Origin of the sequence: Bradyrhizobium sp. AUGA SZCCT0431 (assembly GCF_018131065.1) — a bacterium.
Lineage (GTDB): Bacteria > Pseudomonadota > Alphaproteobacteria > Rhizobiales > Xanthobacteraceae > Bradyrhizobium.
Genome location: NZ_JAFCLR010000003.1, coordinates 119,629 through 141,073, shown reverse-complemented (window position 1 = coordinate 141,073; position 21,445 = coordinate 119,629). Strand labels below are relative to the sequence as shown.

At 60.2% G+C, this 21,445-nt stretch carries 18 protein-coding genes; 3 read left to right on the top strand and 15 right to left on the bottom strand.

What is annotated here, in order from left to right; translation table 11 throughout:
• Window positions 1-2: 2 nt before the first annotated feature.
• The 3 genes from rfaE1 to JQ567_RS03730 all read left to right on the top strand — a co-directional run bounded on the left by rfaE1 (window position 3) and on the right by JQ567_RS03730 (window position 4,801).
• Complete coding sequence (gene rfaE1 / locus JQ567_RS03740) at window positions 3-1,475, top strand: D-glycero-beta-D-manno-heptose-7-phosphate kinase (protein ID WP_212437544.1); 1,473 nt, start codon at window positions 3-5, stop codon at window positions 1,473-1,475.
• Complete coding sequence (locus JQ567_RS03735; RefSeq protein WP_212437543.1) at window positions 1,472-2,761, top strand: O-antigen ligase; 1,290 nt, start codon at window positions 1,472-1,474, stop codon at window positions 2,759-2,761. Before rfaE1 ends, JQ567_RS03735 begins: the two co-directional genes overlap by 4 nt.
• A gap of 105 nt (window positions 2,762-2,866) precedes the next feature.
• Window positions 2,867-4,801 carry an SDR family NAD(P)-dependent oxidoreductase gene (locus tag JQ567_RS03730; protein ID WP_212437542.1) on the top strand — a complete coding sequence of 645 codons (1,935 nt, stop codon included), beginning with the start codon at window positions 2,867-2,869 and terminating at the stop codon, window positions 4,799-4,801.
• A gap of 3 nt (window positions 4,802-4,804) precedes the next feature.
• Here JQ567_RS03730 and JQ567_RS03725 read toward each other — a convergent pair whose 3' ends face one another.
• The 15 genes from JQ567_RS03725 to JQ567_RS03655 form a co-directional block, all read right to left on the bottom strand.
• Window positions 4,805-5,836 carry a glycosyltransferase family 4 protein gene (locus JQ567_RS03725; protein ID WP_212437541.1) on the bottom strand — a complete coding sequence of 344 codons (1,032 nt, stop codon included), beginning with the start codon at window positions 5,834-5,836 and terminating at the stop codon, window positions 4,805-4,807.
• Window positions 5,837-6,007: 171 nt separating this feature from the next.
• Window positions 6,008-7,327: an O-antigen ligase gene (locus JQ567_RS03720; RefSeq protein WP_212437540.1), complete on the bottom strand. Its 1,320-nt coding sequence runs from the start codon at window positions 7,325-7,327 to the stop codon at window positions 6,008-6,010.
• Window positions 7,328-7,474: 147 nt separating this feature from the next.
• Window positions 7,475-8,572, bottom strand: a complete 1,098-nt coding sequence (gene wecB, locus JQ567_RS03715) for a non-hydrolyzing UDP-N-acetylglucosamine 2-epimerase (protein WP_212437539.1) — start codon at window positions 8,570-8,572, stop codon at window positions 7,475-7,477.
• Window positions 8,569-9,828: a glycosyltransferase gene (locus JQ567_RS03710; protein WP_212437538.1), complete on the bottom strand. Its 1,260-nt coding sequence runs from the start codon at window positions 9,826-9,828 to the stop codon at window positions 8,569-8,571. Before JQ567_RS03710 ends, wecB begins: the two co-directional genes overlap by 4 nt.
• Window positions 9,825-11,693 (bottom strand): asparagine synthase (glutamine-hydrolyzing), encoded by a 1,869-nt coding sequence (asnB, locus tag JQ567_RS03705; RefSeq protein ID WP_212437537.1) that lies wholly within the window; start codon window positions 11,691-11,693, stop codon window positions 9,825-9,827. The genes JQ567_RS03710 and asnB overlap by 4 nt, the downstream gene beginning before the upstream one ends.
• A gap of 27 nt (window positions 11,694-11,720) precedes the next feature.
• Window positions 11,721-12,794, bottom strand: coding sequence for a polysaccharide deacetylase family protein (locus JQ567_RS03700; RefSeq protein WP_212437536.1), 1,074 nt, complete (start codon window positions 12,792-12,794; stop codon window positions 11,721-11,723).
• On the bottom strand, window positions 12,692-13,579 hold the full coding sequence (locus tag JQ567_RS03695; RefSeq protein WP_212437535.1) for a class I SAM-dependent methyltransferase: 888 nt from the start codon (window positions 13,577-13,579) through the stop codon (window positions 12,692-12,694). Before JQ567_RS03695 ends, JQ567_RS03700 begins: the two co-directional genes overlap by 103 nt.
• Window positions 13,580-13,659: 80 nt before the next feature.
• Window positions 13,660-14,328 carry a hypothetical protein gene (locus JQ567_RS03690; RefSeq protein WP_212437534.1) on the bottom strand — a complete coding sequence of 223 codons (669 nt, stop codon included), beginning with the start codon at window positions 14,326-14,328 and terminating at the stop codon, window positions 13,660-13,662.
• Window positions 14,329-14,396: 68 nt separating this feature from the next.
• Window positions 14,397-15,296, bottom strand: a complete 900-nt coding sequence (locus JQ567_RS03685) for a bifunctional 2-polyprenyl-6-hydroxyphenol methylase/3-demethylubiquinol 3-O-methyltransferase UbiG (protein ID WP_212437533.1) — start codon at window positions 15,294-15,296, stop codon at window positions 14,397-14,399.
• Complete coding sequence (locus JQ567_RS03680; RefSeq protein ID WP_212437532.1) at window positions 15,293-16,462, bottom strand: glycosyltransferase; 1,170 nt, start codon at window positions 16,460-16,462, stop codon at window positions 15,293-15,295. Before JQ567_RS03680 ends, JQ567_RS03685 begins: the two co-directional genes overlap by 4 nt.
• On the bottom strand, window positions 16,459-17,286 hold the full coding sequence (locus JQ567_RS03675; protein WP_212437531.1) for a bifunctional 2-polyprenyl-6-hydroxyphenol methylase/3-demethylubiquinol 3-O-methyltransferase UbiG: 828 nt from the start codon (window positions 17,284-17,286) through the stop codon (window positions 16,459-16,461). Before JQ567_RS03675 ends, JQ567_RS03680 begins: the two co-directional genes overlap by 4 nt.
• Before the next feature lie 24 nt (window positions 17,287-17,310).
• Window positions 17,311-18,093, bottom strand: coding sequence for a class I SAM-dependent methyltransferase (locus JQ567_RS03670; RefSeq protein WP_249165208.1), 783 nt, complete (start codon window positions 18,091-18,093; stop codon window positions 17,311-17,313).
• Window positions 18,090-19,181 carry a lipid II:glycine glycyltransferase FemX gene (locus JQ567_RS38015; RefSeq protein ID WP_212437529.1) on the bottom strand — a complete coding sequence of 364 codons (1,092 nt, stop codon included), beginning with the start codon at window positions 19,179-19,181 and terminating at the stop codon, window positions 18,090-18,092. Before JQ567_RS38015 ends, JQ567_RS03670 begins: the two co-directional genes overlap by 4 nt.
• A 32-nt stretch (window positions 19,182-19,213) precedes the next feature.
• Window positions 19,214-20,410: an ABC transporter ATP-binding protein gene (locus JQ567_RS03660; RefSeq protein ID WP_212437528.1), complete on the bottom strand. Its 1,197-nt coding sequence runs from the start codon at window positions 20,408-20,410 to the stop codon at window positions 19,214-19,216.
• A 67-nt stretch (window positions 20,411-20,477) separates the two neighbouring features.
• Window positions 20,478-21,299 (bottom strand): ABC transporter permease, encoded by an 822-nt coding sequence (locus JQ567_RS03655; RefSeq protein ID WP_212437527.1) that lies wholly within the window; start codon window positions 21,297-21,299, stop codon window positions 20,478-20,480.
• Between the last annotated feature and the right edge of the window lie 146 nt (window positions 21,300-21,445).

Sequence of the window (21,445 nt, the reverse complement as noted above, 5' to 3'; positions counted from 1 at the left end):
ATATGTTTGACTTTGACGCCCTGTCGCATGCCATTGCCAGCCGTACCGTGCTGTGCGTCGGCGATCTCATGCTGGACGAGTTCATCTATGGCGAAGTCTCGCGGATTTCGCCGGAGGCGCCCGCGCCTGTCATCGCCGTCCAGCGCAGCGAGACCAATGTCGGCGGCGCCGGCAATGTGGCGCGCAATATCGCCTCGCTCGGCGCGCGCTGCATCTTCGCAGGATTGATCGGTGAAGACGAAGCGGGCGCGAAACTGCGGGCTGAGCTTTCGCGTGAAACCCGAATCGAGGCCGTGCTGGTGTCCGATCCCAACCGGCCGACAACGCGAAAAGTGCGTTTCGTCTCCGAGCATTTTTCCAGCCATATGCTGCGCGCGGACTGGGAACTGGCGCAGCCGGCGGCGCCCGACATCGAGCAAAAGCTGATCGACGCCATCCTGCCGCAACTCGCCCGCGCCGATATCGTGCTGCTGTCCGATTACGCCAAGGGCGTGCTGACCGCGCGCGTGATCCGCAATGTCATCGACGCCGCAAAGAAGCACGGCAAGCGCGTGATCGTCGATCCCAAGAGCGCCAATCTGGCGATCTATCGGGGGGCGACGCTGCTGACGCCCAACCGCAAGGAGTTCGCCGAAGCGACCCGCAGCCGCGCCGACACCGAACAGGGCATCGCCGATGCGGCCCAGGATGCGATGTACCTGGCCGATTGCGAAGCCATGCTGGTGACGCAAAGCGAACACGGCATGACGCTGGTCGTTCGCGGCGGAGACGCGATTCATGTGCCGGCGCTTCCGGTGAAGGTGCGCGACGTCTCCGGCGCCGGCGACACGGTCGCGGCCGTATTGGCGCTGACGCTCGCCGCCAACGCCGATTGGGAGACCGCGCTGCGGATGGCGAATGCCGCGGCCGCCGTTGCGGTCGGCAAGAAGGGCACCGCCACCGTCACGCCGGCCGAACTGCGGCGAAAAATCCTGCCGCATGCGTCGCTGGCGGCCGAGGAAAAAATCGTGGCCGCCGGCGGCGACCTCGATGTTCATCTGGCGGAATGGCGCAGCCAGGGCCTGCGCGTCGGTTTCACCAATGGCTGTTTCGACATCCTGCATCCCGGCCATGTGAAAGTGCTGACCGCGGCGCGCGGCGCCTGCGACCGCCTGATCGTCGGATTGAACAGCGACGCCTCGGTCAAGCGGTTGAAGGGCGAGGGGCGCCCGGTGCAGGACGAACGCGCGCGCGCCGAAGTGCTGGCGGCGCTGGAGGCGGTGGATCTGGTCGCGATCTTCGAAGAGGACACGCCGATCGACCTGATCACGCGCGTGAAGCCGAGCGTGCTGGTCAAGGGCGGCGACTATACCCGCGAGCAGGTCGTCGGCTACGAGGTCGTCGAGGCCTGCGGCGGCGAGGTGCTGCTGATCGATATCCTGCCCGGACACTCTACGACCTCGCTGGTCGACCGCGCCCGCGGGGGCGCAGCGTGAACGCCAGGACGGCCACTTCGCCGGGAGCCGAGGCGCTGCCGGTCTGGCGCGATCCCGCCAGGTGGGCGAAAGCTGCCGATATTTTCGCGGTGCTGATCGCGTTCTCGCTGCCTTGGTCAACCTCGCTGGTTGGCATCTTTGCTGTGATCTGGCTGCTGGCGGTCGCGCCGACGCTCGATTTGAGGCTTTTTCTGCAATCGCTGAAGCGGCCGATCTGCGCGTTGCCGATCGCGCTGTTTCTGCTGGCGCTGGTCGGGACGCTTTGGTCCGACGCGCCATGGGACGTGCGGAGGTACGCCCTCAGTCCCGCAACGAAGCTCCTTGTACTGCCGCTGCTGTTCTATCATTTCGAACGCTCGGCGCGCGGGATGTGGGTATTGGTCGCCTTTTTGGTCTCGTGCGCGCTGCTGATGGTGATGTCCTGGCTGGTCCTGATATATCCCGGCCTGACGCTCAAACCGGAGGGGGCCGACCGCGGTATTTTCGTCAAGAACTACATCGACCAGAGCCAGGAATTCGCACTGTGCGCGGTCGTACTCGCTTATCCCGTCATCACACTGTTGCGGGACAAGAAGTTCTGGCAGGCATTGCTGCTGATCTCGATTGCGGCAAGCCTGCTCGCCAACATGGCGTTCGTCATCGTGTCGCGCACCGCGCTCGTCACCATGCCGGTCATGCTCGCGGTATTCGCGCTGATGCACCTGAAATGGCGGACCAACGTCATCCTGTTCCTGACCACGATCGTGCTGGGCGGGCTCGCGTGGATCGCGTCGCCCCAGTTGCAGGCGACGACGGACAGGTTCGCGCGAGATTACCGGTTGTACAAGGAACTCAACCAGCCGACGTCGCTCGGCTTGCGGCTGGTATTCTGGGAGAAGTCGCTGCGGTTTTTTGCCGAGGCGCCGGTCATTGGACACGGGACCGGATCGACGCGGAGGCTGTTCGAGGCCGCCGCCACCGGTCCCGCGGGACTTGCCCAGGGCGAGGTAATCGGAAATCCGCATAACCAGACGCTTAACGTCGCGGTCCAATGGGGTTCCGTCGGGGTCGTCCTCTTGTATGCGATGTGGCTGGTGCATCTGCTGTTGTTTCGTGGCGAAGGCCTGGTGGCCTGGATCGGCCTCATGGTCGTCCTGCAGAACTTCTTCAGCTCATTGTTCAACTCGCATCTGTTCGATTTCCACGAGGGCTGGATGTACGTGCTGGGTGTCGGAGTGGCCGGCGGCATGATACTGAGGGCCAAGGATACCAGGGGCGGAAGCGCGATGCCGGCGTCCACAGGCTGAGCGAATCCCGGATCAGCAACACCGGTCGTAAACGCTGGTTTGGGTGATCGAGATGAGCTATCAGCGGGGTTTGACGTTGCGGGACAGGTTTAGTTGATCAAGAGCATGATGCGTCTTTCCCAATTAACGCTGCGGAACCTGCTGATCGCAACGCATGATGCGCTTGCAACCGGCGCAGCGTTGTTTGCCAGCTTCTATCTCCGGTTCGAAGGCGACATGTTCTACGATCGCCTGCCGTTGCTGCTGCGCATACTGCCTTTTTTCGTCGTATTCAGCGTTGTCGTTTGCTACTTCTCCCATCTTACCACGACGAAATGGCGGTTCATTTCGCTGCCGGATGCGTTGAACATCCTGCGCGCGGCGACGATTCTGACGCTCGCGCTCGTGGTGCTCGACTACGTGTTCGTTGCGCCGAACGTCCTTGGCACGCCGGTCGCGCCGAACGTGCCGGGTGCGTTCTTTATCGGCAAGATCACCATCATCCTCTACTGGTTTCTCGAGGTGTTCTTCCTGAGCGGATTGCGGTTCGCCTATCGGTATTTTCGTTACACGCGCGCGCGACTTCATGCGAAGGCCGAGAACGCTTCGCCGGCACTTCTGGTCGGCCGCGCTGCGGACGCCGAGATTCTGCTGCGCGCTATCGAGAGTGGCGCCGTCAAACGCATCTGGCCGGTCGGCGTGTTGTCGCCGTCGCCGGCTGATCGCGGGCAGCTGATCCGCAACATTCCCGTGCTGGGTGGAATCGACGACATCGAGGATGTGATTCGCGATTTCGAGGCGCGCGGCAAACCGATCGCGCGCCTCGTGATGGCGCCATCGGCGTTCGAGCCGGAAGCGAGGCCCGAGGCGGTCCTGATGCGCGCCCGCCGGCTCGGCATGATCGTCAGCCGGCTGCCGTCGCTGGAAAGCGGAGAAACGCCGCGACTGACCACGGTTGCCGTCGAGGACCTGCTGCTGCGTCCGAGCGAGACCATCGACTACGCGCGTCTCGAAACCCTGGTGAAGGGCAAGTCCGTCATCGTGACCGGCGGCGGCGGGTCGATCGGTTCGGAAATTTGCGAGCGCGTCACGACGTTCGGCGCGTCGCGGCTGCTGGTGATCGAGCATTCGGAACCGGCGCTCTATGCGATCACCGAAGCGCTGGTCGAGAGCGGGACCGCTGCGCAGATCGACGGCCGGATCGCCGATATCCGCGATCGTGAGCGGATCATGCGCCTGATGCGCGAGTTCAAGCCGGATATCGTGTTCCATGCCGCCGCGCTCAAGCATGTGCCGATCCTCGAGCGCGACTGGAGCGAGGGGGTCAAGACCAACATCTTCGGCTCGGTCAATGTTGCCGACGCAGCGCTGGCCGCCGGCGCCAAGGCGATGGTGATGATTTCGACCGACAAGGCGATCGAGCCGGTCTCGATGCTGGGCCTGACCAAGCGCTTTGCCGAAATGTACTGCCAGGCGCTGGACCATGACCTGGCGACGCAGTCGGACGGCAAGCCGCGGATGCGGCTGATTTCCGTGCGGTTCGGCAACGTGCTGGCGTCGAACGGATCTGTCGTGCCGAAGTTCAAGGCGCAGATCGAGGCGGGCGGTCCGGTCACGGTCACCCATCCCGACATGGTCAGGTATTTCATGACCATCCGCGAGGCCTGTGATCTCGTGCTCACGGCCGCGACGCATGCGATGACGCCGGCACGTCCCGATGTTTCGGTCTATGTGCTCAACATGGGACAACCGGTGAAGATCGTCGATCTCGCCGAGCGCATGATAAGGCTGTCCGGCCTGCAGCCCGGTTACGACATCGAAATCGTCTTTAGCGGCATGCGGCCGGGAGAACGGCTGAACGAGATCCTGTTCGCCAGCGAGGAGCCGACCATCGAGATCGGTGTGGCCGGTATCATGGCCGCCAAGCCCAACGAGCCGCCGATGCAGGTGCTTCGCAAATGGCTCGCAATACTGGAAGAAGCGATCGCGAAAGATGATCGTGCCACCATCTGGGCGGTGCTCAAGGACGCGGTGCCCGAATTCGGATCGACCGCGGCTTGACCGCTAGCGCTGGCCTGTCTGTGCCAGGCGCGCCTGCGAAAACTGAAACAAGACGGCCGCAACACCGAAAGCTCCAAGCGCCAGCATCGTAAGATCGATGCTTCTTGAGGAGGCGGCGATCGTCGTCATCGCCAGGCCAGCCAAGGCGAGGTTGAGCAGGAACACGCGGGTGACGACCTGCGTGACGCTGAACCCGTTATCCGTCGCGCGCTGATAGAAGTGCGACCGATGAGCGTCCCAGAATCGTTCGCCTTTAGCCAGCCGCCAAAACAAGGTGATGGTCGCATCGGACAGATAATAGAGGGGAAGCAAAATGGCCGCGGCGAGGTGTTGACGGGATGCCAGTTCAAGCAGGCACCAGCCGGTGAGCAGGCCGATCGGCAGGCTGCCAACGTCGCCGAGGAACAGTTTGGCCACGGGCCGGTTGAACGGCGCGAATCCCAACAGGGCGCCTGCGAGCGCCAGCGCGATCGGCAGGATGTCCGGGGGAGACTCACCCAGGAGCGCGATCGCACCGAGCGCGACAGTCATCGGAACCATCTCGGCAACCGTCATCCAGTCAAGACCGTCCATGAAATTGACGAGATTGATGAACCAGAGCATCCCCAGCACGATGAATGCCCGCTCGATCGCAACGGGGATGATCTCGAAGAACCGGATTTGTGGCGGAAGGGCCGTGAACAGCACCACGACCACGGCCAGTTGAAGCGTCAGGCGGGGAATCACCGGGATCGGGCGAAGATCGTCGACCATGCCTACGGCAGCGAGGCAGAAAGCTGCAGCAAGCACGATCAGAATGGCCGTTCCTGAAGCGGTCGAGCCAGACAAAACTGTCAATGCTGCACCGATGGCGGTCGCGGCAATGACGGCCAACCCCCCGCCCTGGGGCGTCGGCGTCACATGCGACGATCGCGCATTCGGCCTTGCGAGCGCATAGCGCTGCAGCAGGGGACGCAGCGCCACAATCAGCATCGCACATATCACCGCGGCCGTGGCCGCGATTGCCAGCGATGTGGTCAGTGCGAGGGCGGTCATAGGAGCATAACTGGCGATTGTCCGATTTTTGGCATCGATGACCTAGCAGGTGAACCGGGCCAGGAGAATATGAATTTCAAGGGGGTATCGGATAGAAGGCGACGCGACAAATTCAGGCGATTTTCGATGACGCAAGCGTCGCTGGTCGAACAACCGAGACCACGCACGCGTTCAGATTGCCGAGGTATGGACCTGCTGCCGGGGAGGCGGCCGATCCGAAACCGAGGCCTTGTCCATGCGTTTCAGGGCGATAATTCCCACCACAAGTGCGAAGAAAAATTGAAAAGCGTAGGAGAACGCGAAGGCGCCGGAAAGTTCGGAGCTTACCAGGCTGAATATATAGAGGGACACAGCGCATTTTTCCGAGACGGACAACGCGCGCCAGAAATTCAGGGAAATGCCGATTGGGAACAGGGTGAGAACGGTGATGAGCAGCAGGCCGGCAATCCCCGTTTCATAGAGCATTTCGAGGTACACATTGTGGGGGTAATGTTTGGACCCTTCAGCCTTGCGCAGCAGCCAATCGGGTGGGCCAACTCCTTCATTCACCGGGAACATGCCGATCCCGCGACCGAACAGCAGCCGATCAGGTTCCGCCACTATGCTGTTCGCCGTCCGTGCCCAAATCTGTGTGCGGAAGCCCGGATTCGGATCCTGGATTTCCCGAATGGTGCGGGAAATCGCGTCGCCGGCCTTGGGGTCGACGTTCTGGCCCTGAAATGCCCGCTGATAGAACCAGCCCGATGCCACCGCAACGGTGATCATCGCCAGCGTCAAGCCGACCAGAGCCTGCTTCCTTGAACGAACCCACAACTCCGCAGCGACGAAAAAAACGAGACTGCAAACGAGCGCAACGAGCGCGCCTCTGGCGGCGATGTGAAACAGGAAAGCCAAGGCAAACGGCAACGCCACCACGGCGACAATTCGTATTCGGTGACGGCTCAGTCCGAGCGCGGCAATCGCGGCCGCCCCAAGTACTTGCCCAATGTTCTGGTGCAAGGCGAGATAAATATCCGCGCTGCCAACACCAAATACGTCATGAATGACGCCGCCCTGCATGAGGTCGCCGGATCGGACGGCGTATTGGGCGATCACCATCAAATATACTGCTGCGGCGCCAAGCAGCATCAAAAGAACTGCGTTCAGGGCGCGCGCGGCTGCGAAGCCAAAAATCAAGAATAGTCCATGGAAACTCAGGATCCCGATCAGGTGGGTTATCGGAACGGCCGACCGGGATTGAACCAGGAAATTGATGGTCACCAGACCATAGAAGGCTATCAGAATCAGAAGAAGGTCACGGACCGAACCTGCCATATCGCCTAGTGCACGCCAGCGGACCGCGACGAGCGTCGCCCCGATCGCGCATGTTGCGGCAAAAATGGGTGTCGAGCCGACCAGATAAAACGGCATAAACGTTTTTGCGAATGCCGCCGTCGTAACAATTGCCGCCGTCACTTCCGCAAACCGGCGTGTATTGTAGTTAACCAACATGGGGAGCGGTCTCAGTAATTATTTGAGATACGGAAACTCAGGTGTTGTGCAGCCCTTCTTGCGCTTTCGGCAAGTTCGATGATGACGTCATGTCGTGGCGCGAGCGAGGTCATCCTGGCGGCCGCATCGGGATGCGCCGTTCCCCGGCTACGGTTTTACCCCGCAATGCCGGGCAAGGCTGGCAACCACGCGCGACGCGGCATGGCCATCCCAAAGCGGAATATTGGAGGGACGCCGTGGCCCCGCGCCCATCGCAGCCGTTGCTGCGCCCAGCAGGGTCTCGGGAGTCACAAGCTGATTGGTGCCGTGGGTGATCGTGACAGGGCGTTCGGTGTTGCTCCTCAGCGTCAGGCAGGGAATGCCGATGAATGACGTCTCTTCCTGGATGCCGCCGGAATCCGTGATCACCAGTGCCGAACTGAAGACAAGACTCATAAAGTCGACATAACCCATGGGTTCGATCAGGCGAATGTTGGGGTGCTGCAGTCGCCCGATCAGATCTGCCGCTTCCAGTTTCGAACGGGTGCGCGGGTGCACCGGAAACACAATATTGGTCGAGGCCGCGAGGTGCTGAAGCGCATCAGCTATCCGCGTCAGCATGACGGTGTCGTCGACGTTGGCCGGGCGATGCAGCGTGACGACGACGTATTTCTCTTCGGTAACGCCGATACGCTGGGCGGTAGACGCCCGTGATATCGTCTCTTTCAGCATGAGATAGCTGTCGATCATGATATTGCCGACGAGGTCGATCTTGGAGGGGGCGATGCCCTCCCGCTTGAGATTGTCGCTGGCATCCTCGGACGGGGCCCACAACAGGTCGCTGATGCTGTCGGTGACGATCCGATTGATCTCCTCCGGAAGCGTCCGGTCGAAATTGCGCAGCCCCGCTTCCAGATGCGCGACCGGAAGATTCAGCTTCTTTGCGGCAAGCGCGGCCGCCAAGGTCGAATTGACGTCGCCTACGACGATCACCCAGTCCGGTTTGCCGGCGAGGAGCAGGTCTTCATAGGCAACCATGATCGCGGCAGTCGACCGTGCATGGGTTTCGCCGCGTGCACCGAGATTGAAGGCGGGCGCCGGCAGGCCAAGGTCGGAAAAAAAGGCGTCCGACATGTTCTCGGAGTAGTGTTGACCGGTGTGGATGAGCGCCGGCTTGATCCAGTTCTCGAGCGACATCGCGCGAAAAAGCGGCGCGACTTTCATGAAGTTGGGCCTCGCCCCGACGACGATATGGGCATTTATCATCGTTGTTTGCTCACAGCCATTGCGTCGCGAAGGGCTTTGTCAAACAGCCGCGTCGTCTGTTTGATATCGAAAGCATCGACGTCATCCTTGAGTGTTGCCAACGGCTGGCCCTGGCCATGCCTGGCAATGATACCTGTAAGCGTGTCAATCATTGCAGATTTGTCGGTCGGTGCAACGACAAAGTGTCCAAGCGGCGAAAGCACATCTCTTGAGGCGCCCTCGGACGGCGTGAGCGCGAGAATGGGCTTTTTCAGCATGAGATAGTCGACGATCTTGCTGGGCAGGAAGACGCTCAAATCGGATGGTGCGTCGATCAACAGCAGGAGGTCGGCTTCGGCGGCGTAGCGCAAACTGTCGAGATATCCAACCGTTCCATGAAAAGTGACGATGGATCCGATTCCCAATTCCGTCACCTTGGCGGCGACCTCAGGCGGACAGTGCCCATAGAAATCCAGTCGCAGGCGCCCGACCAGCGGTGACCTGGCGTTCATTTCCGCCACGGCCTCGAACAGGTAGACCGGGTGGCGGGTACCCGCATAGATGTTGCCTGTGTACATGACGCGCAGTTCGGCCGAGCGGTCGACAACAGCAGGAGAAGTCAACGTGTCGCGGTCGAATCCATGGGGAACGACGCGTACCTTGCGGCTCAGGAGCGGTGGATATTTCCGCATCACGAGATCAGCAGTTTGTTGCGTGACGAACACCACGATATCAGCGGTCTCGATGATCTTGCGTTCCTGTTCCCGCCATACCTCCAGTTTGCCGGCAATTTCAGGCACGCTGGAATCGTAGTACAGGCTGTCGACCCAGGGGTCGCTGAAATGCGCAAGCCAGGGCACATGGCGTCGTCGCCGCACCTCCAGCCCGATCGAGTGATCAATCCAGGGCTGGGCAAAGGTGACGAGGACATCGCATTTGCGCTGCTTGAGCTGCCGGATGATGTATCTCGTCGATCGCTCGATCCAGTTCGCTTCGTCCAAATTGGCGGGTGGATGATAGCGTCTTTGCAGCCGGCGCCATGCCGAACTGGCGGCTACACTCTCGCGGTGCTCGATATGGTGTTGGCGATAGGCGCCGAGGTAGAGCTTGGCAAACTCCTCGTCGATGTTCGCGCCGACGTTGGAGGCCACGGTCGTGCTGATCACTTCCGATTGCCAACCGAGAGGGCCGAGCGCCTTTAGCGTGCGTGCGATCTGTATGGATCGGGGCAGCACGATCGGTGGCATCGTCCAGGAGACTGCAAGGAGCGAGTTCATGCCTTCCACCGCCTGAACCATAGCTCGAGAATCATGGCGTTCCACAATCTGTGACGATCATCGTTTGCTGCATCGATGGCGGTGCCACGCGCTACCAGCTCGACAAGGGCATCGGCCTTGAACCATGTCCGTAATTTCGCGCTCCCCGAGCAGAGGCAGTCATGCGCGAGAGGCTTGAGCTCGTTACTCAGCCAATCGTAGACCGGGACCGGAAAGCCCATCTTGGGACGAGTGATGATCTCGGAAGGCACAAGTTTCGCCGCCGCGTGCCGCAAGATGCGCTTTGTCGAATAGTGTCCATCGGATTCGCGACCGACGCGCCAATGGTCGGGCAGGCGGGAGGCCATTTCCACCACGCGATAATCCAGGAAGGGCGTCCGCAATTCGAGCGAATTCGCCATCGACATCTTGTCGGCCTTCATCAGGAGATCTTCCACGAGCCAGTCCTGGCAATAGGTGAACAAGGCCTGCGAAAGCGGCGAGGCCTGGCCGAAATCGCGCAGCAGCGCCCGCGTTCCGTCCAGGCTGTCCTGCATGTCGCCCTGATCAAGCAGAAGCTGACGCTTTGCTTCGCTGGTCATGTATGACGTCATGGTCAGTGGCTGCAGTGCTTGTCGCAGATCGAGCAGGCCCTGATCGAACCCGGGATTGGGCCGGGCGCCGACGGCTCTCAGTGCGCGCTGATAAAGATTGTTGGCGTTGGCGGCTTCGTCCCAACGCTGCGCCCAGACATCGAAGCTGTAGCCACCCAGAACCTCGTCACTTCCTTCACCCGACAGCACGACCTTGACATTTCCGCGCGCCAGCTTGCAGACATAGTACAGCGGTATCGAAGCGAGATCGGCGAGAGGCTCGTCGGTGTAATACACGAAGTCGGGCAGGAAGTCGGTGAACTCCTTTCTGCCGATGACGATATCCTGATGATCGGTTTGAAGCTGGGTGGCGACGAGATGGGCCCACTTGCGTTCGTCGATGTGGTCCGCGCCTTCAAAGGCGACGGAGAACGTCGACAGCTTTGGATGCGACGGCGCAGCCATTGCGGCGATGACGCTTGAATCGAGGCCGCCGCTCAGGAGAATGCCGACCGGCACATCGGCTCGCATGCGGATATCCACGGCGTTCTGCAGCAGCGAGGCGAAGCGTTCCACGGTCGTTGCGTCGTCCGCCGCAGTTCTAACCGGACGCGGCACCGACCACCACCGTTCGATCGATGGTCTCGGCGCGCCCCGGCTTATCTTCAGGCGGTGGGCTGGCAGTAATTTGCTGATGCCGCTCCAGATGGTGTGCGGGGCCGGCACATAGCGGAAAGTGAGGTAGTCCCAGACTGCCTGAGGGTTGACGGCCGGCGGCTTTTCAAGCGCGGCGATGATCGCCTTGATTTCGGAAGCAAAGATCAATTGCCGTCCGTCCCAGGAATAGTACAGCGGCTTGACGCCGAGGCGATCCCGCACGAGCAGCAGCGAATGATCGCGCGCGTCGAAAATGGCCACGGCGAACATTCCGTTCAGCTCGTCGAAGGCTTTCATTCCGCGCTCTTCATAGAGCCTGAGAATGACTTCGGTATCGCTGCTGGTCTGGAATCGAACGCCGCGCGCCTGCAGGGAAAGGCGAAGCTGCGTGTGGTTGAAAATCTCGCCGTTGAAGACGAGCTGAATCGCGCCATCGGCGCTCGTCATCGGCTGGTGTCCGCCCTGCAGATCGACGATCGAGAGCCGCCGCATACCGAGCGCGACGTGGTCCTCGACGAAATAGCCGTCGTCATCGGGGCCGCGATGCGCGATGGCGTCGCACATCGCCTTCAGACGTGTCTGACTTTCAGGCTCGGGCAATGCAGTGGTGCTGAACCAGCCGGCGATTCCACACATCAGCGGGTCATTCTCGTTTGCTGGTCATCAGCCGACGCGGCCGAGTGCAGCTGCCTCGCTGCCAGAAAGACTTCGAATGCCACGCGAGGCGAGGTGCTTCATCGCCCGTTCGAACGGCTCCTGTCCGGCTACGTGCGCCGGGTCCGCATACCAGGTCAGCAACGCAGGCATTTTTTCGGTGAGCAATTTGTCGACCGTTTCAACCATGAACTCGGCGTAGGTTGGCGCCAGAGCATAATCCTTGCGGTCGGAAAGATGCGTCCATGAGTCCAGGATGGAGGTCGGCGCCCTGACGGATCCGAATGCCGGCAGCTCGACAACCTGATCGACGAGCGGTGCGGGGCCGTGGATCAACGCATATTCGGGCAGTGTCGTCGAGCAATAGCGATACTCCAGCTCATGCGCCAGTCGATGAACCAGCGCAAGTTGATCTGGCAGCTTGAAATGGCCGAAATGCGGAGCCCTGAATCCTTGCGGCGGCCGGCCGGTCAAGCGCGTCACTGTTTCGTGGCCCTTGCGAATGTCGGCTTCGACCGCGCTGATCGGCATGTTCTCGTAAAACGTGATGCCGACATAGCGGTCATCCCGCCACTCCGCGTGCGGAAGGTGTCCATGGTTCATGAATTCGCAACCGCGTTGCGCGACTTCGCGATAGATGTCGATGCCACGTTCGAGCTGCACGCCGGGAACCGCGAACGTTGCCTTGATCCCAAGGCTGTCCAGAAGCTTCATGACTTCGATGGTTGCCGGAGGATCGAGATCGGTGTCGCAATCGAAGGACAGAAACAGCAGCGGCCTGCTTAGTCCGAGGGACGCGGCATGGCTCGCATATCGTTCAAAGACCGCAAGGTCGTTTGGCGTTGAGGCAAGATCATTTGGCGTTGGAGTACGACCGTTGCCAACGATCTGTTTCAATCGCGCGACCGCAGATGAAGGCTGCGTAGCCGCGAGCCGTACCCGCCGCATGAGACGCCCGATGGCAGATGCGCCAGTGCTGCTCACGACGGTTTGTCTCCCGTGATCCAAAGGCTCCATCCCTTGCGCGATGCAAGCGCGTCCAGCTTCTCTTGATCCATCCGCGAAGCGAAGTTCGGCCGCCACGTGTTCAAGATCGGGGGAACGTCGGCACCGAGAACGGCGATGTTGACGTTCTGGTACGGCGCAAACAGGTCGCCGCGGACCTCAGCTTCGGTGACGGGCCATGTATGTGGATTGCCTTCCTCGCGGCCGCCGTCGCCGTACCGGCTGGCGAGCTCCGTCTCGTCGAGAAACACGTTCTCCATGTTGACGAAGCCTTCGACCCAGCGCACCGTGTAGTCGAACAGGATCGAATTGCGGTGGTACAGCATGACGCCGGCCTGTCCGCCGGGCTTCAGAACGCGAAGCAGTTCGGCAATCGATTTCCTGGTGTTGGGCGAGTGATGCAACACACCCCATGAGTAAACGTAGTCGAATGTCGCGTCTTCAAATGGAAGTAGTTCTCCATCGGCCTCGTTGATGGCTCCCTTGAGGCCAAAAAGCTCGAACCGCTGCCGCGTCTGCTGGATTGCCACCGGATTGAGATCGACGGCGGTCATGTCCGCGCCGTTCCTGGCCCAGTTCATTGCCATGCATCCCATGCCGCATCCAACTTCCAGCACGCGTTTGCCGCGATAGCGGTCGTAGGGAAACATCCGGCCAAAGGGCTGATCCGGCAAATGAAGCTGCGTATTCCAGGAGTAGAAGCGCTCATCGGCCACTTCGTAAAATCGCCGGCTGCCGAGTGCGACTTTTTCCTTGGTGCCGTCCGGTCGGGTGTACTCAACGTCGCCATGCCGCTCGGCATAGGTCATCGGCGCGTTTGCCCACCAGTCGCGAATTCTGCCCTTGATGCCGGTTTGTTCCATGATACCGCGGATATGGATGGGTTCTAGGTCACTGGGTTTCTGCGCGAGATTGGGCTCTCGCGCAATGGCGGTGACCGTCCCTACGACTTTCGGGGCTGATTGCTCCATTTCAGAAAAAATGTCAATAAATCAATGCGATAGCTCATCAGAAGTTCGGCTGAACGAGTCTGCGCCAGGAAGCGGCGGAGCTTATGGGCCTGCTGTGCCGGCTGGTCGAGCCGATAGACCCGTCGTCGCCCGTTGATAACGAATACGTCCTTGAATTGGGCCAGCAGCGCCCGTTCAAGCGGGTAGAGTCCAAGTCCCAGCGCATCATGATGGGCGAGGATTGCGGCATCGAACGTCACCCCGGTTCCAAGCGATTTGACCAGGTCGCTGTAATCCGCTGGTGCAGGCGCGAGGGGGAGCCGCCGGGCCGCCCAGGACGAGGGGCAGTCGTCTTGCGCAGGGCATGCCAGAACCACCTGCGCATCCGGTAGCGCCTTGCCGATCAGCTCACCGACGGCCTCGGCCATATAGGCGCTTGAGCGCGGGTTCGCATAGTAATCGCGGTACTGCTGTACGAACGACTTGTAGTTCCCTGTGGTCAAGATGCGCCAGAGCGAACCGACCGCCGAGAGCAACGCGCTTCCCTCGCCAATGCGGCTGGTCGCTGCGGCATAACCGGGAATGATCACCAGGACGTTCTTGACCGGTTGATCGAGGCCGAGATTAGCCGGCGTTTCTTGCGCATTCTTGTAGGCTTGCACGTGTGTGGTCCCGGCGTTTCGAAAGTCCGATAGATTTAAACTCTAGCTACCCGCGCAGTTTGGCGCAATCACGCGACTGACGCAGGGCGGGCTGCGACGTAGAGTGACGATGCCTGCCTTGGCAGCAGCGCGCGCCCAAACCATTCGAAGGCGTCGTCGACAATCTTGTATTTACGAATCCGGCCGTCGAGCCGCCAATCCGGGGGACCCCATCCCATGTGGTGGACTTCCTCGATCACAAGTCCGGTCGCGCGCATCCGCTCCGTCAACGTCTCAGCCGTGTAAAAGTGCACGTGGTCGGTTGTTTCCATCGACTGGGGATCCCGCCTGTAGGCGAGTTGCCACCACCATGCGCCTTCGTTTGGTGTTCCGAGAACGAGGAGGCCGCCGGGCGCAAGCAGCCGCTTTACCGTTTGCAGGGCCCGCATGTCGTCCCTGATGTGCTCGATGACATGGTTGAAGAAGATGACATCGAACGAGCCGTCGAACGCGGGGAAGTCCAGAATATCGGCGAGGAAGATCGTTGCCTGCGGATTTTGTGCACGGGCGCGGGCAAGTCGCACCAGATTGTAGTCGCAGCCGTAGCTCGCTTCGGCGTAAGCCGAAAGCCATTTGAGATGATTGCCGTCGCCACAACCCAGATCGAGCAGGGCGGGTACTTTGTCGGTCCCGCGCCGCTTCAGCTCGTTGCCGAGCAGTTTCTGGACGTAGAGGCGCCGCTTCTTCAAATGGTGGCGCCACGGGCTGGTGGCTTCGGGCAGCTGCTCTTCGACATACCAGAGCGGGTTTATGGTTCGCGCGCGCTCGAGTTCGGCCGCGTGTGTACCGAAATCGGCAACCAGTGCGGCAACGCCGTTCTCGAGGGCGGAAATTTTCGTGCACGCGACGCACCGCAGCGCGCCCTCGGCGGGAACGAGCTTGCCTTCGCGGCAGTGAGGACAGCGCAACCGCTGGAGCGGATCATTCATGTGCGTTCAAGGATCGATTTGTAGATGCCAACGACCTTCCGCTCGGTTACCGCGGGCGCATATTCTTCCTGTGCCTTGCGAAACGCCCCGCGCCCAAGCGCGGCTCTGCGTTCTTCGCTTGCCAGAAGCTCCCGGATAGCCTTGCCATAATCCTCTACCGTGTTGGCAACGAGTTTTACAATGCCGTTCTGGAGTTCCGGCACCGGCAAGCCCTGCCTTGCGTTCATCACGACCGGGAGACCCGCGAGCAGGCCCTCGAGCAGGGATTTGCCTATCTCGAAATACTCCGTATGGATCACAAACAGATCGTATTCGGCAAGCATGCGGCAAAGCTCGGCGTTGAAGACGACCGGCCGGAATGTGACGCGATCGCCGACGCCCAGTTGACGGACCAACTCTTCCAGCTGTGGTCGCAGCGGACCGTCGCCGACAATCGTGTAATGCACGTCAGGCATCCCGGCAACGGCACGAATGATGTTGGAGGGATCCTTCTCGGCAAACAAGCGCCCGACATAGAGCAGCCGCGCCGGGCCATTGATCCGGTAGTCGATTTTCTCCTTCAGGTTCGTACCATCGAGAATGTTGTAGCAAACCTCGACCCGTGAGATTCCCTTGCGGGCGAGATAGGGCAGGATCGGCTTGTAGACCGGCATGACCAGATGGGCCCGCTTCAGCGCCTCGCTCTCCAGATATTCATAGAACGCGTTCTGTTGCGCCTGCGCCGGCGTGAGGTTGCCGCCCTTGAAGCGACGATTGGGGTTTTCGTCCAGATTGATGTGAATGGAGGTGACGTAGGGGATTCCGAGCGCCTTGTTGATGCGGCTGGCAAGATAGGTGTTCCAGTCGACGCCATGGCACCGGATCATGCTAGGTGCGATGCGGCGCGCGATCTCTACGCCACCCTTGGCCCATTTTTTTAGCCGGAAGGGCGTCAGCAGGCGATGGTGTTTCGCGACCAGATTGAGATCGTCCGGGTAGTTGTGGATGTACAGTTTGGCGCGGCCGACAGTGTGCTGAATACTGGCGATATCAGGCTGATCGTCATTGGTCAGAAGCAGGTGAACTTCGTCGAAGAGATCGCCGGGGTTGTAGTAATTGGGTTGATACTCACCCTTCTCGACGACGCCGGTGATGCGATCGGGAATGATGACAAGCAATTTGCTCATGCGCAGGCCTTTACCGCGGCAACCTCAACGGAATGCTTGAAGTCGCTGCGGGCGTTCTGCACCGCTTTCCATTGACGAAGAATCGATACCAAATGCCGCGGACGATAGGAAATCGGCCGCCGCGGCGACAGTTCGAAGAGGGTGTATCCAAGTTTCTCGAGGATACCAATAACCTCGCGGTTGGTCCGGCAATAGATCGAAGTCTCGAAAAAGGCCGGATCGCGACCGAGCGAGCGCAGATAGTTGACAGCCTTGCCACGATCCCGCGAGAGATCGGCATTCCAGGGCACATGATAGTGCGCCTCGTCACGGGTCGCCTCGTAGTTGGGACAAACGATGAAAACCTGTCCGCCGGGCTTTAAGAGCCGATCGACGGAACGCAGGATGGCGGCGGCGTCCTCGATATGTTCCAGCACGTTCCAGAGCGTCACGGCATCGAATGCACCCCCGGCCGGCTCAATTCGGGTGGCGTCTGCGACCTTGAAAATCTCGTCGGCGTTGTCCGCCGGGCGCAGACGTTGTAGCCGCCGTTTGGCGAACTCTATCTCGAATGCGGAAAGTTCGACGCCGACCGCGTCGAGCCCCGATTCGCGCGCCCGGATCACATAGCTGCCGAATCCGCAGCCGAGATCGAGAACCTTGGCCTGTTGCGGGAGGTGAGGCGCCGTCACCGCCAGGGCATAGTCGGCGAAGTCGTAGCCCACGTGACTGGCAAGATGGGTGCGGATCGCTTCAGGTGTGAACACACCGCGATAGAGCGTCGTCAGATAGTCGACGATAGCGTTTTCTTCTTCGGGAAGGAAAGAAGTCTGGGGCTGAATCACGGTGCTCTCGTACGAACGTGGTGCCTAGGAACGTTTTTCGGCGACGACTAAGTGACGGAACGCGAAATTCTTCAGTCCCGGAAGACTGCTGATCCATTCATCGATCATGCGATCACGTACGCGATGGCCCATCAGTGTTTTCCATTTCGGATGGAGGAGGGGCCAAAGCCAGTTGGGCCGGTCCGCCCAAAGCGGCAAGAGTTGAAAGGCGCGATGTTCGACGACAGACAGGCCATTGTCGGAAAGCATTTTCAGGATGGTCGGCAACGGCAAATGAAAAGACGGCGGCAGCTCGGTGTACTTGCTGACGCAGTAGGTGTTCAGCGAGCGCGAGTTGCCTAAATCCAGAACACAGCGACCCGAGGGCTCGAGCACACGGGCGATTTCCGAGATCACCTTGTTCAGGTCGGGGATAACGTAGAGAGCGGAGAACGAATACAGTGTGCTCACGCTTCCGCCATCGAGCGGAATTGCCTTGGCGTCGCCTTCCATGAACCGGAGGTTATCGAGACCTGCGGCGGTGGCATCGGCTTTCGCCTTCTCAATGAAGGCCGCGGTGAAATCGATGCCAACGGCATCTTCCGACAAGTCGGCAAGTTCGATCAGGTGAACGCCGGTGGCGCAGCACAGGTCGACCAGACGGCCCGGCCGGGCATGCTTTCGCACCAGTTCGATCTTTTCCCATAATTGCCGGCGCGCATATTCGGGCGAGTTGCGGTCCGCATGTGCGCAAATCGTGCTGGTTTTATAGATCTTGCCAGCTTCGTAAGCTTCCTTGATCGCTTTGTCGGTTGACGCAGTATTCATGATCCGGCTCTCCGCCGTAGCCGCGTAACCCAGGAGCCGAGCCGCCGGATAGGACTTGGCGGTACGGAATCGTGCTGGACGGCGCTGCTCTGCTGGGCGAACGACAATTCGGCCCGGAACGATTGGCGCGGTTCACCGCCAAAGCGGGTTTTGAACAAGGTCAAACCTTTTTGTTTTCCCTCGCCGGCCTCGGGAAAAATCCAGCCGCAGTCGTAGCGTGTTACACCCGATGACCGCGCGGCATTGATGGCCCCAAACATCAGCAAATAACCGGCGCCGTCGCTTCCCGCGATCTCGCGCGAGCATCCGGTATGATAAAACGCGCCGGGGCCGAGCACCGCCATGTTGTGAAATGCAACGGGCTCACCGGCGGGCGTCACTATCGCAAACAGCCGAGCCGAGCCGGACGCCGCGATATGCTTTGCGATGCCCGCGAAATATGACTTCGGGTGCGGTGTCACACCAGTCCGCAGGTAGGTTTCGGTGTGCATGTCGTAGTAGGCATCGAGATTGACCTCCCAGTCGACCTGTTCGACGCGATACCCTGCCTTTTCCGCCCGACGGACGAGGTTGCGGGCGGTTTTCGACAGGCCCATCCATATATCCTGCTCGCTGCGGTCGAGCGCAATGACCTGTGACCTCAGTGATCGGTCGACAAATCCGGAAGCTGCGTATGGCCCATCGTCCCCATCTCCCGAGATGGCCCGGCGCGTGACAGGAGACGATGCGATGTCGAGGCGGACCGCGCCGCTGGCCGTCGAGCGCTTGATCGCCTCGCCAAGTGCTTCAGCGATGATCGATGCGCGCCTTGCTGGCGCGATGCCGTCGGCAACGATCGGACCCGCACCACCCCAGCCGCTCGATGCTGCAACCCTGCTTGACGGCTGGAAGTGCAGCGGCATCACGGCGACCAATTCGTTCCCGTCCACCAGACCAAATCCGAGTTCCTGAAATCCCCAGGGCTCTATTTCGATGACAAGCTGTTGCCAGCCGCGCAGGCCAAAAACCCAACCGTCCGGCGAACTTCGCACAAGACTGTCCCAGTCACCGGGCTCGATTTCCGCGATTGAAACGACAGTAAGGGCCACGCGAGTCCTTTGCGACCTCTAGGAGGTCTGGTTTAGCCAACGTCGAGCCATCGGCTGCGCAGTGCAAATAAACCCTGGTTCTTCAGGTTAGGCCTGATGCTTAAGTAATTTCCCTGTTCGACGGCGAACGTGGTCGCGCGGTCGATATAGTCGAGATAGCGCAGGCCGCCCAGACCTTCAACTGCACCAAAATCGAGATCAATATGAAAGGTTCCATCGAGCAGGGGCAATGCATCGATGCGGCACTCGATCACGCCGCTCTGCGGAAATTCAGTTCTTTCCTGATCATGGTAGCTGTAACTGACGAACATGCGCTCGCCGACGTCGTTTACGACGAAAACAGTGAAGTAGCACGGCTTGATCAGTCTCGGCATCTCGTAGGCGATGCGGATCAACATTGTCTCGCCGGTTTGGAAAACGCGCGTCGGTCCGGATGGCGTAGCGGTCTCAACTGATTTGATGGTTTTGAAGGGACGCGGCCAATCTTCGGTCTCCACCGCGGCAAGATCGACCAGCGGCGGCAAATTCCGCAAGTCTGCCCCCTCGTCGGGATGGATCGAGCGCAGGTAGTGGCTTACCGCCTCATCGGCGGGTCGATCTGCGACGAGCCGTCCCTTGTCCAGGACGATGGCGCGCTCGCACATGTGACGAACTGCCTGCATGTTATGGCTGACGAGCAGCACCGTTCGCCCGTCGTTGGCGATCTTGTTGATGTTCTTTTCACTTTTTTCCCTGAAGGCGCTGTCACCGACAGCCAGTACCTCATCGAGAATCAGGATGTCTGAGCGCAGCAGCGAGGCCACCGAAAATGCGAGGCGCACGTACATCCCGCTCGAATATCTCTTCACCGGAGCGTCGATGAACCGATCGATGCCGGCGAAATCGATGATCTCGTCAAGCTGTTTGACGATTTCGGCCCGGTTCAGGCCAAGCAAGGCTCCCGCCATGAAGATATTTTCGCGCCCCGTCAGGTCGGGATGAAAGCCGGTGCCAACCTCGAGCAGCGAACCCACGCGACCACGTAATTCTGCGGAGCCTTCAGTCGGGTCAGTCACACCCGACAGGATTTTTAGCAGCGTGCTTTTGCCGGACCCGTTGCGGCCGACGACGCCGAGAATCTCGCCGGCTTTGACCTCGAAACCAACTTCGTGAAGCGCCCAGAAATAGTCCGCCTCATCGCGCCCGACCAGCGAAGTATATTCCTTAAAGTGCCCTACGAGATTTTCCATCGTGCTTCCACGTCGACGCGCGGGAACAAGATAACGCTTGCCGAGCCCCTGACACCGAATCGCGATTTCAGAGGACATCGACGGTCGTTCTCTCGTTGATGGAGAATATGACGATGCCGAGTGCGGTCATTATTGCGGTCAACATCAGCGAAACGGGAAGGGTCCAGTCCCAGACGAGGGGTTGATCGATCAACAGCCAGCGGAATGTCTCGACACCCCAGTACATCGGATTCAGCTGGTACAGAAAGCGCAGGTTCTGCGGCACCACGCTCGCAGCATAAAGAATTGGCGTGAGATACAGCCCACCTTGCAGCGCGATAGACAAAGCAGGGCGAACGTCTCGGAAGCGGACGACGATCGCGGTAGCCCATAACCCGAGGCCAGCGCCGGCAAGCGAGATCGCGATCAGCACCACGGGCGCCAGGAGCATCAGCTTGAGGGATGGATAGTAACCGTATAAGGCCGCCAGGATCAGCAGGATCGCCAGCTGAATCGCGGTGTCGAACATTTCACGGGCCATCGCCGCGATCGGAAGAATAATCCGCGGAAAATAGACCTTCGAAATCAGGGTGAGGTTATCCTGCAGCGACCCAGTCACCGACATTGCCGTTCGCGTGAAGTGCTGCCAGGGAATCAACGCGGCGAACACATAAACAGGGTAGGGATAACCGTTCGTGTTTACGCGTAGCAGAAAGCCGAACACAATCGACATCAATAGAAGCTGAAACAGCGGCTCTAGTAATGCCCAGGCTATGCCGAGTGCCATCTGGCGATAGCGGCTCTTGATATGGCGATCGACGAAAAGTACGATCAGTTCTCGGTGGTCCAACACCTCGGAGAACGATGGCAGATAGGACCGTCGCCCAGCATTGATGACTTTAACTCTCATGCTCGTGGTCGCGTCCCCGGTCAAACAACGAGCTAACCGTGCAGAAGCACCAAGGATGTCCCTGCGGGGCTAGTTCGCCTTTGCTGCAAAAAGGGTCGCTATCATACGTGGTGACAGGTGTCGAGGGCGGATCAAGCCCCGCTCCG